This is a genomic window from Candidatus Poriferisodalis sp. (assembly GCF_965198245.1).
In the GTDB taxonomy this organism is placed as follows: domain Bacteria; phylum Actinomycetota; class Acidimicrobiia; order Acidimicrobiales; family Poriferisodalaceae; genus Poriferisodalis.
This window is the reverse complement of sequence record NZ_OZ240249.1, coordinates 1,834,963-1,849,724: the sequence shown is the minus strand read 5'-3', so window position 1 is coordinate 1,849,724 and position 14,762 is coordinate 1,834,963. Positions and strand designations below refer to the sequence as shown.

Below are 14,762 nucleotides of genomic sequence, written 5' to 3'. Positions count from 1 at the left end.
CTTCCGCTCTCGTTCGCTGCGCTCACGGGCCGCTCGGGCCACGGCTTCGCCGCCTATCGGCTCAGCCTCCCCGCAGGAGCAGCCGGAGTTGAACTCAGCTGGGGGCAGCGGCAGGGGGCAGCGCCTGAACTGGAAGCGACCGGGTTGGCAACCACCACGTTGTCGCGGACCTCGTTGTCGCCGGTCTTGACGTACCACTCCCATTCGACACCGGCCGGATCGGTGACCCAGGTCTCGACCTTGTCGGCGTAGCAGCACATGGTCTCGTCGACGCCGGTCGTCTCCAGGCCGGCCGCGGTGAGGCGCCGTTGCGCTGCAAACACCTCATCGTCCGACGTGGTCTCGACGCCGAGATGGTTGATCGTGCCGCCGTCGCCCGGCGACTCGAACAGCACAAGCTTCAACGGCGGTTCGTCGATGGCGAAATTCGCGTATCCGTCGCGCCGCTTCGCAGGTTCCGTGCCGAACAATCGCGAGTAGAAGTCGACGGCCTGGTCGATGTCGTCCACGTTGAGCGCCAGTTGCAACCTCATGGGATCACACTACGGCGAACGCCATGCATCGCGAAGGACGATCCCGGACATCTGTAGGTGCGTGCCAAGACCGGGCAGCGGAACCCGATCTCCCGCTCGTGTTCGCTGTACTCACGAGCCGCCCGGCCTCTAAGGTGCGCCGCTGTGACCCCGCCAAGGCAGCTCAACCCCGCACAGCTCGCGGCAGCCGACGCGCTCTCGGGCTTCTACGCGAACGGCGGTGACGTGCCGACTGGGGTGTTTGCCGATCTGGGCTTCGAGGACGGGCTTGGGATCCAGTGCGAGATGCAGCGACGAGCGGTCGCGAATGGCGCTGCGCAAGCAGGCTGGAAGGTGGGTCTCACGTCGGATCGCGCACGCACTGCCGTTGGTATCGATGACCGCCCATTTGGGCACGTCAATCGCGTGCTCGAATCGCCAGGCTCGATCCCGTCGGCAGAGATCAACAAGGTGAGCATCGAGCCCGAGATGTGTTTTGTGATCGGCGAGCGCATCGCGGGTGACGATGTCGATCCGGCCTCGGTGCCCGCCCGCATCTCACAGGCCTGCGCCGGCTACGAGGTGAACGAGGCGCGGATCAACATCGGCGGGAACCTCGCCATGCTTGTCGCCGACAACCTGACGAACTGGGCCATCGTGCAGGGTTCCGGCGTGGCCGCCCCGGTCGCCGTAGATCTCGACCGCTGCGTGGTGACGGTCTCGTGCGATGGCGAAGAGCGCTTCAGCTGCACGGCCGCGGACGAGGTCGACAACCCCTACCTGTCGATCGCCCGGCTCGCCGCCACACTGCACCGGCACGGCATGGCCCTCGAGGCGGGTCAGAGCGTCATCACCGGTGCCTACGCCCGCTTCCGGGTTGAACCTGGTCAGACCTGGACGGCTCACTACAGCGGCATCGGAGTCGTGGAGGCGACCATCTCATGAGTTCTGCAATACCCGGACCGACGATTCTGGAAGTGCCCGACGGGCCGCTCAACGTGCTCGTCACCAAGACGCTGACGCTGCCCGACGTCAGCGAAGCTGACGAAGCCGCAATCCGTTCCGCGGCCGGGCCAGGCGCCGTGGTGAACATCGCGGACCGGCCTCGAGACGGCGTTCCCTTGGCGGCAGACGCACAGGTGATCCTCGGCATCGTGCCCGAGTGGCTGTTCGATGCAGCGCCGAACCTGCGCTGGATCCATGCAACGGCATCAGGCGTCGACATGTTCATGTACCCGAAGTTCCTCGCCAGTGACGTCGTGCTCACTGGCGAGAAGGGCTTGGTCGGCAGCCACCTCGCGGACCATGCGTTCGGCCTGCTGCTGGCGCTGGTCAGGCGCATCGCTACTGCGGTGAAGCTCGGTCCCGAGGGATGGGACAACGACCTCCGGGAGCGGATGCGCTACAGCGAGCTGGAGCTCGAAGGCCTGACCATGGGCATTCTGGGATTCGGCGGCACGGGCCGGCATATCGCCCGCCGGGCAGTCGCGTTCGGCATGAACGTTCAGGCGATGGACCTGTACCCCGTCCCACCTGATGAGGGCGTCGAGACCGTCGGCGGGCCTGAATCGCTGAGCGACATCGTGGCCACGAGCGACGTACTGGCAGTGGGCCTGCCCCTGACCGGCGACACCCGGTCAATGTTCGACGACGACATGTTCGCGTTGATGCCCGATGGGGCGATCCTGCTCAACGTGACCCGCGGCGAGATCATCGACGGACCGGCGCTGGAACGTGCGCTGGCCGAGGGACGCATCGGCGGGGCGGCTCTCGATGTCGCACCCACCGAGCCGTTGCCCGCCCACAGCCCGCTGTGGGGGTTCGACAACTGTGTCATGACACCCCATACCGCTGGAGCGAGCCAACACCGCGCACGGCGCAACCTGAAGCGGTTCTGCCGCAATCTGGTGGCATTGCGGGAAGGTCGCCCGCTGGAGGGCGTCGTCGACAAGCAGACGGGGTTCTGAGCCGGCGTACTCATTGCACAGCCGTCCTGCTCGCTGTGCATCGAACGACGGCTCAGACCACCCAAGAACCCGGCACCAATACTTCGACACCGATCTGTCATGCAAAATCCGACTGGACAGGTCGGGATTCACCGGTACAGTGCTGCCGCTCGGCACCGAGGCCGAGGAAGGCATGGCCCGCCTCATGGGGCGTAAGAAATGGAGGTCGCCATGAGCGACTCAATCGAAACCCAGAACGAGCAATGGGGTTTCGAAACCCGAATGATTCACGCGGGCCAAGCGCCTGACAGCGCCACCAACGCCCGCGCCGTCCCCATCTACCAGACAACGTCATTCACGTTCGACAGCTCCGAGCATGCTCAGAATCTGTTCGGTCTGGCGGAGATCGGGAACATCTACACGCGGATCATGAATCCAACCCAGCACGTGCTCGAGGAGCGCATCAGCGCGCTCGAGGGCGGAGTACGCACTGCGGTCAGTCTGCCCGGAGCGTTGGCGGTGTCGTCAGGGCAAGCCGCGGAAACGCTGGCAATTCTGAACCTGGCTGAGTCGGGCGACCACCTCGTGGCGAGCCCGTCGCTGTACGGAGGCACCTACAACCTGTTCCACTACACGCTGCCGAAGATGGGCATCGAGGTCACCTTCGTGAACGACCCCGACGACCTCGACGAGTGGCGCGCATTGACGCGGGACAACACACGGGCCTACTACGGCGAGACCATCGGCAACCCCAAGAACGACATCTTGGATTTCGAAGGCGTTTCGGCGGTCGCCCATGAGGTCGGCGTCCCGCTGATCGTGGACAACACGGTTCCCTCGCCGTACCTGTGCCAGCCCCTGGCACACGGCGCGGACATCGTGGTGCATTCGGCCACCAAGTTCATCGGCGGTCACGGCACTTCCATCGGCGGCCTGATCGTCGACGGCGGCGCGTTCGACTTCGGCGCCTCTGGGCGTCATGCGATGTACACGGAGCCCGATCCGAGCTACCACGGACTGGCCTACTGGCCGGCTCTGGGCGCTGGCGCGTACATCCTGAAGGCGCGAGTGCAGCTGCTGCGCGACATCGGCGCTGCGGTATCTCCGATGAATGCCTTCCTGTTCCTGCAGGGCATCGAGACGCTGTCGCTTCGCATGGAGCGTCACGTGTCGAACGCGGTGCAGGTTGCGAAATACCTCGAAGCCCATCCGCGAGTCGAGTGGGTGCTGTACGCAGGACTGGATTCGAGCCCCTACAACGAGCGGGCGCGCAAGTACCTGCCCAAGGGAGCGGGATCGGTGCTGGCGTTCGGAATTGACGGCGGCGTCAAAGCCGGTCAGAAATTCGTGGAAAGCCTCAGCCTGCACAGCCATGTCGCCAACATCGGCGATGTGCGCAGCCTGGCGATCCACCCGGCCAGCACGACGCACAGCCAGCTGACTCCGGCTGAGCAGTCCGACACCGGCGTCCAGCCGAACCTGGTTCGTCTCTCGGTCGGCATCGAGACCATCGACGACATCATCGCCGACCTCGACACCGGCTTCGAGGCCGCAACGTCGATCTGAAGTCGGGAACATACCGCGGTCGGCGCTCACTGCCGGCCGACGGGATTAACGGACGGCGCCAGCGTCTCGCAGGGCAGCGATCTCGTCGGGTTCCAACCCGAACTGGGCCAAGATCTCGTCCGTGTGCTCGCCCTTGGTCGGGCTGTGTCGGCGAATATCGCCGGACACACCATCGATCTGGGTGGCATTGCGCACGATGCGAATGTCGCCAGCAGTTGGGTGATGCACCGGCGCGGCCATGCCGAGATGCTGAACCTGCGGATCGGCAAACGCTTCGGCCACCGTGTTGACGCGCCCGCACGGGATACCCGCGGCGTTCAACCGCTCGACCCACTCGTCGCAGGTGGCGCCAGCGAGGCGCTCGCTGATGATGGCGTTCAGCTCGGTGCGGTTGGCCGAGCGCGACTTCGTCGACGAGAAGCGTCCGTCGTCGGGCAGATCCGGGCGACCGATCTCTGCGCAGAACGCCTGCCACAGGCGGCCTCCGGGAGCGGCGATGTTGATATGCCCGTCGGCAGCCTCATAGGTCCCCATCGGGATCATCGTGGGATGGTCGTTGCCGGCCTGCGGCGGGTCCTCCCCCGCCACCGTCCAACGGGCGGCTTGAAAATCGAGCATGCCGATCATCGACTCAAGCAGTGATGTGTGCACCCAGCGGCCCATGCCGGTCCGGGATCGTTCGATCAGCGCCACCAGCACTCCGATGGCGAGCTGCAACCCGGCCGTCACGTCGCTGATTGCCACACCAGCTCTCACTGGGCCGTGCCCCGGCAGGCCAGTGACCGCCATCATCCCGCCAAGGCCTTGAGCAATCTGGTCGACGCCGCCACGCGTTGCGTAGGGGCCCTCCTGGCCGAAACCGGAGATCGAGCCCATGACGAGTGCCGGGTTCAGTGAGTGCAAGGTCTCCCAATCGAAACCCAGCCGGTACTTGACCGTCGGTCGCAAGTTCTCGATCAGCACATCAGCAGATTGCACGAATCGGTGCAGCAGGTCGCGGCCTGACGGGTGCTTGAGATCGATCACCACGGACCGTTTGTTGCGATGAATATTGAGATGGTCGGGCGATTGCTCGCGGCTCTCCTCGAAACTGCCGCCAGGTGCGTCGACCCGGATCACGTCGGCACCCCAGTCCGCCAGCTGGCGCACGGCGGTGGGACCTGCCCGAGCAATGGTCAGGTCGAGCACGACGAAGCCCACAAGCGGGAGGGTCTGCTCGCCGGCCGCAGGGCCAGGTGCTGATGCCTGGCTCACAGCCTCAACTGTTCGCAGGGTCTGCTTGGGCACCACGCACGAGCCGGCCGGGACGGTCACCGGTGAACTCGCCGTCGGTCGACACCTCGGTTCCTGCCACGAACGTGTGCCGGTAACCCGTCGACCGCTGGATCAGGCGCTTGCCGCCGCTCGGCAGGTCGTACACCAGTTGCGGCGGTTCCAAACCGAGTGCGTCGAAGTCGACAATGTTGAGATCGGCGCGGCACCCCGGCGCCAGCAGGCCGCGGTCGGCCAGCCCATAAGCCAGCGCGTTGGCCCGGGTCTGCTTGTGCACCAGGTACTCCAAGGGCAGCCCCTCGCCACGGGTGCGATCCCGAGCCCAGTGGGTCAGCAGGTACGTGGGATAGGACGCGTCGCAGATCGTGCCAACATGCGCTCCCGCATCGCCGATCCCGCAGATCGTGTAAGGGTCCGCCAGCATCTCGCGGATCACTTCGAGGCTTCCGCCGGTGTAGTTCTCGAAGGGGTACAGCAAGAGGGCGTCGCCGTCGCCGTCGGACAACAGATCCAGAGCCAGCTCCCATGGACTCATGCCAAGATCCGCCGCGCGGGCGGCTACCGAAGCACGTGGGTCGGGTTCATAGTCGGGCACCTCACCGAGCTCGAAGGCGCGTGTGAGGGCGTAATCCATCCACTTGCTGAATCCGTCGACCGGCCGCTCCGAGACGAGCGCGCGCCGCAGGGCCTCGTTGTTGCGCATACGGGCTGCTCGCTCGGGCGTCGGCAGGTGGGCAATCTCTCGATAGGCCGGGTGGTTTCCGAAGGGATTCACCGACACATCCAGTCCAAGCAGCACGCTGATCGGCCGGCAGCCCACCTGTCCGTTGGCGGCGATGCCGTCGGCGTTGGCAGCATGGATGTCCGCCAGCGTCTCGCGCCACAACTCGGGCGAATTGTCCACCTGCAACAACAGGACCGACAGCGGGCGTCCCGAGAGCTCCGCCGCAGCCCGCAGCGTCGCGAACTCGCCGGGTCCGAAGTCGGAGTTAACCTGCAGCACCCCAGCATCCGCGTGTCGCATCGCACGGGCGACGGCCGCCAGTTCGGGATCGCCCGCCGACAGGGACGGCGTCAGGCGACCGTCCGCGGCCTTGTGCTTGGTGGTACGGCTGGTGGTGAAACCGAGCGCTCCCGCCTCCAAGGCCTCGGTGACGAGCGTGGTGATCCGGTCCAGCTCATCGGCGGTCGGCACTTCGGCATGGTCGGCACCTCGATCTCCCATCACGAAGAACCGCAGCGCCCCGTGCGGCAGCTGGCTGCCGATGTCCATGACCCGAGGTGTCCCTTCGAGAGCGTCGAGGTACTCCGGATAGCTGGTCCAGCAGAAGTCGATGCCGTCGGCGAGGACGGTTCCAGGAATGTCCTCGACACCTTCCATCAGGTTGATGAGGTAGTCCTCGGTGCCCGGCCGGACCGGGGCAAACCCGACGCCACAATTGCCAAAGATCGCCGTGGTCACTCCGTGCCACGACGACGGCGTCATCTCTGGATCCCAGGTGGCCTGGCCGTCGTAGTGCGTGTGAATGTCCACCCAGCCCGGGAGCACGAGTTGCCCGTCGGCATCGATCTCGCGTTGACCCCGGGCGGCCACCTCGCCCACCTCGACGATCGTGCCCCCGTCGATGGCCACGTCCGCCGTTCGCGGTGGGCCGCCGCTCCCGTCCACCACAGTCCCGTTACGGATCACGACCTCAGCCATGGTCCCGAGCGTAGTGAGTGCCGCCAATCGGGAGCCGGGGCTGGCCGATCTCCTTGCGGGGTCAGGTCCCCGGCGCGTCTTGCGGGCCAGTCGATTCGGTAGGCGAGGACCGCGCCCTGCTGCGGCGCCCCACGAGAAACCCCGCTCCCCACGACAGGTGCATGACGGCGAACGCTGCGGCCCCGCGAAGGCGATCTGCGAGCGCGGGAAGGCGGGGGCCAAGGCGTGCTGCGGCCAGCGCGCAGGCGCTCAGGTATGCGCCGGGCAGAATCCCCCCACGCAAACGGCCCCGCACCAGTTCGAGCGCTGAGAGCACGAGGCCGACTACGAGCGCCGGCGCCGCAAGCTGCCGCGGCTGCGTCGAGCGCGGGTGGCGACTGATCACCACCCGCTTCCAAACGCCGTAGTCGTAGTACTGGCGTACCAGTCCCGCCCAGCTGGTTCGAGGCTGGTAGTCCACGACCAGGCTGGGGTCGAGCCACACCACATGCCCCTGTTCGCGCAGGCGCCAGTTCAGCTCGTAGTCCTGATTTCGTTCCAACGACTCATCGAAACCGCCCACGGACGCAAGCACGGCAGGGTCGAACACACCCAGGTACACGGTGTCGGCTGGCCCCTCGTGACTGCCGTGCCGGAATGCGGCCGGACCCCCGCCGAACCGCGAGGACACGGTTGCCGCGATGACCCGACTCAAACCACGCTGCCCGACCGGTCGCTGCACACCGCCGACATTCGCTGCGCCGGTGCGCGCCAAGGTCACAACCGCCCGCTCCACGTAGTCAGGGGGCAGCCTGGCCTGCGCGTCAACCCGCACGATGACGTCGCCGGCAGCAGCGCCGATCGCGAGGTTGAGACCCGACGACGTCGTGCCAGCATGGTTCTCGACAATCTGCAGCGGCCACTTGCAACTGGCCTCTGAAGCAACACGATCGGTCCCGTCACTGCTCGGCGCCACGGCCACGATGACTTCCAGCGGCCCGCCAAAGGTCTGCGCGCTCACCGCATCGAGACATTCGGGCAGATCGCACGCACAGTTGCGCGCCGGAATCACCACAGAGACGTGCCGCCCGTTGTCCGTCTGTGCGTCGCTCACCGGGCGTTGCGGCGAGCCATAACGACGAGGCTCTTCGCCATGATCTCCCAGTCGAGTACCGGCGACCAGTTGACGACGTACTGCAGGTCGTGACCGAGCTTGTAGCCCGGATCGGTTTGGTAGTGGCCCTGCGTCTGTGCGAGCCCCGTGATACCGGGCGGCACGTCGTGACGTCGGCCGTAACCGGCAATCTCGCGTTCCAGCCGGGCGACGAATTGGGGCCGCTCGGGTCGGGGCCCCACCAACGACATCGTGCCGACCAGCACGTTCCACAGCTGCGGCAGCTCGTCGAGCCGGGTGCGGCGCAGCCAACCCATACCTCTCATGACCCGTGGGTCGTTCGAGGCAGCGAGCACAGGCCCATTGCTCTCCGCGTCACGCGTCATAGTGCGGAACTTGAGCAGTACGAACGGCGCTCCTCCACGGCCCACTCGCTCCTGCCGATACAGCACACCTCGACCACCACCGATTCTCACGTACAAGGCGACTGCTGCGGTGAGCGGCAGAGTGAATGGGGCGAGGAGCAGCAGGTACGCGAGATCGAGCAGTCGCTTGAAGCGCAGGCGGCACATCGGCAATGCATGCTCCCGCAGCGCCACAAACGGCATGCCCCCGATCTGTCGGCTGCGCTGTAGTCCCAGCAGCGTGTCAGCTGGTGTGATGCGGCGAAAGACACTGATGTTGCGCAGTTCCAGTTCATCGAGCGGCGCGGGATAGATGGCGTCGAGAGGCTGTCCGGACAACAGCAGCAGTTCGGTGGCAAGCAGGCGATCTGCTTCGGGGAGGATCAGGGTGGGGTCGGTCAGGCTGCCGACGACCACGGCGTCGGCCTCAGCGTCGGCAAGATGCTCGCGAGCTGAGTCGATATCGGCCGGGGTGCCCATCAGCAGCATCCGAGGCTTGCCGGTGCGCAGCTGACGGACGCGCCGGGCCCCCCAGCGATTGAACGAGATCAGCACGGCACCGGCTACCGCCAACACCACCAGGTTTCCCCGTGGCATGAGGTAGCGACCCGTCAACAAGGTGACCGTGGCGTCGCCGCCCACCGCCATGAACGTCAGCAGCATGGCTCGCGGAAGCCAGGGCCGATGTCCGAGCCGTTGCTCGAACTCGTACAGACCGCCGAAGTAGTAGACGGTCATGTGCAGGGCGGTGGCGACGGCAAAGCCGATCAGGTAGTGGGTCCGCGGATAGGTCGGCCAGTCCAGGCCGAATCGCACAACGGTGATGGCCACCATCAGGCCGAACAGCGTCACCGCATCGACGACGTAGAGGAACCGGAATCCCTGACGGCTCGATCGATGCCATTCCGGCGGCGCAGCCAGCGTCATCTCGTGTGCATGATTGGCCGCGACGCGTGGCTGGGTGCGGGACTGGACCTTCACGCGAAACAACCCATCGCTCGCTCTACCGTCGCGCACCCTGTCGGCCGGCGAAGGTGCAGTCCGCAAACTATCGCTCCCGCCGACTTCAACGGTCTCGGAAATGGGGCCGATGGGCATACGCCTCCCGTTGGCCAATGCGACAGCAAGGCTACGCTGCGCTCCCTCGACCGCTCGGTGCGTCACAGTCTGCGGTCCTCTCGGTCGCGTTCTCCTGGCCCAACCAATGCGGATGGAGAGGCCAACGATGACGACATCCCAACGGCGCGTGACACACCTTCTCTCTGGTTGGACTGTGGTGGCCGTCATCTGCGTCGGGGTGTTCGCTGTGTGGGCGCCCGATCTCGATCTGCCGCTCGGCAACAGCGACGATGGTCGCATCTTCGGCCGTGCAGGACTCCAAGCACGGAACTACTGGGAGTTGGGACCGGTGGAGTCCCGGTTCGGCGCAGTGATGGATCCATACATCCGCGCCGAATTCGAAATCCCACCTCGCACGGATCCGCCCCCCGCCTCAGTCACCTATGCGCATCACCCACCGCTGCGACTGTTCATCACGATCGCCTCCATCGGAGTCTTCGGCGACAATCTTCCAGCCCTGCGTATCACCGACTTCCTGATAGGCGCAGCGACGGTCGCTCTCATGGCCGCTGTGCTGCGCGTGGTCGGAATGAGTTGGGGACCGACGTTGCTCGCTGTGTTGGTCATGTCGAGCACGGGCTTTTTCTACGTCTTTGCACGTCACGGCATCAGCTTCTCGTTGCTCTTGGCCCTGACCGCCACGGTCGCGAAATTGCGTCAGATCGAGCGACCGCCGCGCTGGGCGTTAGCCGGAGCCGCCGCGCTCGCGGCGTTCACTGCGTTGCACTCGTGGATTGCCATCGCCTCGCTCGGCCTTCTGGTGCCTTGGCTGTTTATCGGAACCATCCAGCGACGGCGACAGGGCGAGAACCCAGGCTCGACCCCACCTCGCAGCCTCGGTCAGTTGGCGCGCCTCGGTTGGTCGCCCTCACTTGTCGCGATCTTCGCCGGCGCGGTCGCAGGTGGGTTGCTGACGGCAGCGTGGTTGCTCAACGCCACCGACATCTCCGAACTCAGCGAACGGATCGCGTTCCGCACCGGAACCGATGTCTCGACAGCGATCGAGCAGAGAAACTTCAGCTTCGGGGAGTTCCTGTCACGCCAGTGGCGTTTCGCGAGCCACGAACTCATGACCTCGTGGTGGTTGAGGCTGCTGTTGCTACCAGCGCTCGTGGCTGCGTTCGTCGACCGTCGCACCCGTGGCCCGGCGCTCGTCACCCTTGCTGTCGCAGCTTCGCTGACATTTGTCTTCCAGCAGGGCGCTTGGATCCATCGTCTCTGGAATTTCCCTTGGCTTGCTCCGACTGTCATCGGAGTGGCTGCGCTTGCCGACTGGGTCCGGCGTGCCCTGAAGGGCCCAGCCGCAAAGCTGCGCTGGCCGCTCGGCCTTGCCGCTGCAGTGGTCCCGGCGATCACCCTGGCCTTCGTCGTAACAGGACCGACAAGGGACTTCTACCTGACCGATCCGGCCGACGCCGGAGCGGTTCTGGAGCGAGCCACGGCGACGGCGCCTGAGGTCGCTGAAGCTGAACTCATTTGGATCACGTCGGGCCTGTCGACAGCCCGGTGGGCCTCCTACTATCTTGATTTGCCCGTGTGGTCGCTGGATGAGAGCAAGCTCGACGACGTCATCGCATCGGACTTAGTGCTCCTCCGCAATGATCGCATTCCCGAATTCGTCCCCGAGGCTGCAATGGCAAATGCGCTGGCGATTGGCGAGTCCTACACGCTGATCACTGCCGAGGAGTTGGTCGAGTGAGCCAGCCCATACCTCCTGCCGATATCCGGGGCAACGACTGGCGCTCGCTTCCCGCGGCTCCAGCGGAGCATTTCGTGCCAGAGCGCTCGGTCAGCGTTGTGATTACCTACTTCGAGGCACCCGAGGCTCTCGAACTGACTCTTGCTGCCCTCGAGAGGCAGACGTACCCACGCGACCTCTTCGAGGTAGTAGTCGTCGACGACGGTTCACGGGTACCGCTGGAGACACCGTCACATTGCCCGTTCGAAATCCGAGTCGTGCACCAAGAGGATTTGGGTTTCGGCCTCGCGAGGGCCCGGAACACCGGGGTCCAAGCCGCTTCGAACGACATCATCGCGTTCCTGGACTGCGACATGATGCCCGAAGCCGGCTGGATGGCTGGGCACGCCCGCTGGCATCACGCCGCAAGCGACGTCCTGACGCTCGGTTTTCGGGCCCATGTCGACGTTGCAGGCATCGACGCAGACGCCGTCAGGAATCGAATCGGGTCGCTGTCCGACCTGTTCGAAGGCCGCGCAGTCGACAGACCGGAATGGATCGAGTTCCACATGGTGCGTACCAATGAGCTCACCTCCGACGCCGACGATCTTTTTCGTGTCGTAACTGGTGGGAATCTTGGTGTTTCCCGATCATTTTTCGAACTTGTGGGCGGCTACGACGAATCGTTCACCCAGTGGGGTTGCGAGGACACTGAATTCGGATACCGAGCCTTTACACGCGGCGGCGTACTCGTCCCGGCGCGCAGCGCGATGTGCTGGCATCAAGGGCCGGGGGCGGCGCCGAGCAGCAACGAGAAGGCCAGCCTCGAGCTCCAACGGGCCAAGATCTCTCAGCTCATCGCGCACCACGGCTTCAGGCAGGCGAAGCCGGGCCGAAGCTTCTCGGTGCCGCAGTACGTGGTGACCGTGACTCCCGGCAGCGCTGATCCCGAGACACTGCTCGACACGGTCGAGCGCATTCTGGGCAGCACCCTGCACGACCTTGTTGTCTGGATCAACGAGTCTCCGCACAGCCGCGCCGGCAACGACCCGGAGTATGAGCGCCTCCGGCGGCTCCTCGGCGGAGATGCGCGCGTGCAGTTCGGGCCTGATGGCGCGGCAGCCGAGGAACTGCCGGCAGCGGCGTTCCATATCACGGTGCCTGCAGGCGCAGAATTGGCCAAGGACGACCTGGCGCGGCTGAGTCGAACGCTCAAATCAACCGCGCAGACCTCGCTGGACTTGGCGGATGGCAACAGGATCTCGCTCACTCGAGCTCGCTTTGTGCATCGGGTCGTGCGCACAGGAAAGCCGCTGGAGCAAGTTGTGACGGGTGCCTCGTGCGAGGCACCGAAGAATCAACCGAAGAGTCAGCCGCCTCCGCCTGAGGGTGCCGAGCGGCCTGCGCGACCTGCGCGACCAGCGCGGAAGTCTGCGCCGACGCTGCCTCGACGGGAAGAGCGGAAGGCAGCAAAGGCGGCAGATTCCGCTGCGCGGGCTGATCGTCGCCGGACACATGCCATAAGGCAGGCCGCACGGCCTCCCGCTGCTGAACGAATCCAGAAGATTCGCGACATGTCCCGACGCTTCTCGCGGCAAGCGGCCCAGATTCGGAGTCGTGAAGAAGCGACACACTTCGCCCGCGCCGTGGGAGCCTGGGTCGGGGCGGCACTTGCGTGGCGATTGCGTTGGATCGTCTGGAAGCACCGGCAAGCCGCACGATGGCTGATGTGGAAGACCCTGCGCGCCCAAAGCTGGGCCAGGCGCGCCTCTCGACGAACCATGTGGAAGACCCTGCGCGCCCAAAGCTGGGCCAGGCGCGCCTCTCGACGAACCATGTGGAAGACCCTGCGCGCCCAAAGCTGGGCCAGGCGCGCCTCCCGACGAACCATGTGGAAGACCCTGCGCGCCCAAAGCTGGGCCAGGCGCGCCTCCCGACGAACCATGTGGAAGACCCTGCGCGCCCAAAGCTGGGCCAGGCGCGCCTCCAGACGAACCATGTGGAAGACCCGCCGGGCCCACAGGTGGACACGCCAATCCCTTGGTCCGTCAACCTTGGGAATCCAACCAGCGACCTATCGCCTCGGACCCCATCTTGTGGCGCGCGGAACAACGGCGAGCGAGATCTTCGAGGCTTCGAGTCGGGTCGATGACGAACTTGGACACGCGACACGGGCCGTACTGATCGACGACACCTCTGGCGCGCCTATCGAGGCTGACGGCGCTTCAGTACGCATCATCAAGGTTGCCGACCTCGATCCCACTGCACGGGTGCCCGCTTTCGACGCCGAGCAGGTGAATCCTAAGAATTGGTCTTTGGAGTGCCGTCGTATGCCGGCGGCCCTTGGTCCTGTTGCGCTCCTGCCCGAAGAATTGGAAATCCGCAAGACGACAAATCCGGACAAGATCTTGGCCTGCCGCCGATTTCACCATGTGGTCGATATCGGGCTTTATCACGAGAGCACTCCACGGCGAGCCGCGTCGCTTGCCGCGCTCGCTGCAAGCGGCGTCGTAGTTCACGTCATCGACGAGGATCCGAATCTCCGAACACTGCTCGGGCCCGATCTCTACACGTTGATGACGGACCCCAAGATCCCAATGTCAAGCGAACAGGAGAGGGAATCGCTCAGTGTGGCCATGCGACGCGAGGCGTTGCGGAACCATTCGCTTCGAGTTCGAGCCCGCCAAGTGTTCGCTGTCGCTGACCTCGAGGCACCCGCGCCGCCTCTGGTCTCAATTCTGCTGGCGACCTGCCGTCCAGCGCTGGTCGAATCTGCCATCAAGAGTGTGGCGATACAGAGTTACCCACACATCGAATTGGTGTTGGCCCTGCATGGCGATGGCTTCGACCATGCTGAGATTGACGGTCTTCAACGGCAACTGCCCATCGCCAGCAAGGTCGTTCCAGTGCCCGCTTCCGCATCGCTCGGCGCCGTGCTGAATGCGGCCGTAGAGGCTTCGTCGGGCACCTTGCTCACCAAGTTCGACGACGATGACTTCTACGGTTCCGAACATGTGTGGGATCTCGTGCTCGCCCACGAATACTCACGGGCATGCCTCGTCGGGAAGGCGGCCGAGTACGTCTATCTGGAACGCAGCAACCGCACGATCCACCGCTTTCGAGGCGGCGCCGAACGGCTGAGCTCCGAACTCAGCTTGGCCGGCGGCGCGATGATCATCTCCCGTAACGACCTCGACTCCATCCTTGGCTGGCAGGAAATCCCGTCTGGGGTCGACAAGGCCTTGATCGAAGATGTCGTTGCCAGCGGACGTCGCCTCTACCGCACTCATGGCAAGGGCTATGTGTTGGTGCGGCACGGCGATGCGCACACGTGGGGAGTCAACGACGCGTACTTCGAAGAACAAGCCCATGAAGTCCGCGAAGGGTGCGACCTCGCCTTCGCCGGGTTCTTCCGTGAGCCGCGTGACCCACTGCCGGCCGGAGACGAATCGCCGCGAGACTGACCTCGC

10 protein-coding genes are annotated in these 14,762 nt (G+C 65.2%); 5 read left to right on the top strand and 5 right to left on the bottom strand.

Features of this window, described 5'->3' with window-relative positions; all coding sequences use genetic code 11:
• Positions 1–53 precede the first annotated feature (53 nt).
• Positions 54–533, bottom strand: coding sequence for an ArsI/CadI family heavy metal resistance metalloenzyme (locus tag ACOCMM_RS08510; protein WP_419552737.1), 480 nt, complete (start codon positions 531–533; stop codon positions 54–56).
• 144 nt (positions 534–677) lie between these two features.
• Between ACOCMM_RS08510 and ACOCMM_RS08505 the strand changes: the two genes are divergently transcribed.
• The 3 genes from ACOCMM_RS08505 (at position 678) to ACOCMM_RS08495 (ending at position 4,024) form a co-directional block, all read left to right on the top strand.
• Positions 678–1,457 (top strand): 2-keto-4-pentenoate hydratase, encoded by a 780-nt coding sequence (locus ACOCMM_RS08505; protein WP_419552736.1) that lies wholly within the window; start codon positions 678–680, stop codon positions 1,455–1,457.
• Positions 1,454–2,479, top strand: coding sequence for a D-2-hydroxyacid dehydrogenase (locus tag ACOCMM_RS08500; RefSeq protein ID WP_419552735.1), 1,026 nt, complete (start codon positions 1,454–1,456; stop codon positions 2,477–2,479). The genes ACOCMM_RS08505 and ACOCMM_RS08500 overlap by 4 nt, the downstream gene beginning before the upstream one ends.
• 210 nt (positions 2,480–2,689) lie before the next feature.
• The gene (locus tag ACOCMM_RS08495; protein WP_419552734.1) at positions 2,690–4,024 is read left to right on the top strand and encodes a bifunctional o-acetylhomoserine/o-acetylserine sulfhydrylase; all 1,335 of its coding nucleotides are present in this window, start codon (positions 2,690–2,692) and stop codon (positions 4,022–4,024) included.
• A gap of 45 nt (positions 4,025–4,069) precedes the next feature.
• On the opposite strand, the gene ACOCMM_RS08490 is transcribed toward ACOCMM_RS08495, so the two are convergent.
• The 4 genes from ACOCMM_RS08490 to ACOCMM_RS08475 all read right to left on the bottom strand — a co-directional run bounded on the left by ACOCMM_RS08490 (position 4,070) and on the right by ACOCMM_RS08475 (position 9,476).
• Positions 4,070–5,278, bottom strand: a complete 1,209-nt coding sequence (locus ACOCMM_RS08490) for a CaiB/BaiF CoA transferase family protein (protein WP_419552733.1) — start codon at positions 5,276–5,278, stop codon at positions 4,070–4,072.
• Between the two features lie 4 nt (positions 5,279–5,282).
• Positions 5,283–6,998 carry an N-acyl-D-amino-acid deacylase family protein gene (locus ACOCMM_RS08485; protein ID WP_419552732.1) on the bottom strand — a complete coding sequence of 572 codons (1,716 nt, stop codon included), beginning with the start codon at positions 6,996–6,998 and terminating at the stop codon, positions 5,283–5,285.
• Positions 6,999–7,059: 61 nt separating this feature from the next.
• Positions 7,060–8,091 (bottom strand): glycosyltransferase family 2 protein, encoded by a 1,032-nt coding sequence (locus ACOCMM_RS08480; protein ID WP_419552731.1) that lies wholly within the window; start codon positions 8,089–8,091, stop codon positions 7,060–7,062.
• On the bottom strand, positions 8,088–9,476 hold the full coding sequence (locus ACOCMM_RS08475) for a sugar transferase (protein ID WP_419552730.1): 1,389 nt from the start codon (positions 9,474–9,476) through the stop codon (positions 8,088–8,090). The genes ACOCMM_RS08480 and ACOCMM_RS08475 overlap by 4 nt, the downstream gene beginning before the upstream one ends.
• 244 nt (positions 9,477–9,720) lie before the next feature.
• Between ACOCMM_RS08475 and ACOCMM_RS08470 the strand changes: the two genes are divergently transcribed.
• Both ACOCMM_RS08470 and ACOCMM_RS08465 read left to right on the top strand, forming a co-directional pair.
• A complete protein-coding gene (locus ACOCMM_RS08470) occupies positions 9,721–11,313 on the top strand; it encodes a hypothetical protein (protein WP_419552729.1) in 1,593 nt (530 codons plus the stop codon).
• Positions 11,310–14,756 (top strand): glycosyltransferase family 2 protein, encoded by a 3,447-nt coding sequence (locus tag ACOCMM_RS08465; protein WP_419552728.1) that lies wholly within the window; start codon positions 11,310–11,312, stop codon positions 14,754–14,756. The genes ACOCMM_RS08470 and ACOCMM_RS08465 overlap by 4 nt, the downstream gene beginning before the upstream one ends.
• Positions 14,757–14,762 lie beyond the last annotated feature (6 nt).

Excerpts from the sequence above, each read along its gene's own strand:
- ACOCMM_RS08510 (WP_419552737.1), bottom strand. The coding sequence starts at position 533 with ATGAGGTTGCAACTGGCGCTCAACGTGGACGACATCGACCAGGCCGTC.
- ACOCMM_RS08500 (WP_419552735.1), top strand. The coding sequence starts at position 1,454 with ATGAGTTCTGCAATACCCGGACCGACGATTCTGGAAGTGCCCGACGGG.
- ACOCMM_RS08495 (WP_419552734.1), top strand. The coding sequence starts at position 2,690 with ATGAGCGACTCAATCGAAACCCAGAACGAGCAATGGGGTTTCGAAACC.
- ACOCMM_RS08485 (WP_419552732.1), bottom strand. The coding sequence starts at position 6,998 with ATGGCTGAGGTCGTGATCCGTAACGGGACTGTGGTGGACGGGAGCGGC.
- ACOCMM_RS08470 (WP_419552729.1), top strand. The coding sequence starts at position 9,721 with ATGACGACATCCCAACGGCGCGTGACACACCTTCTCTCTGGTTGGACT.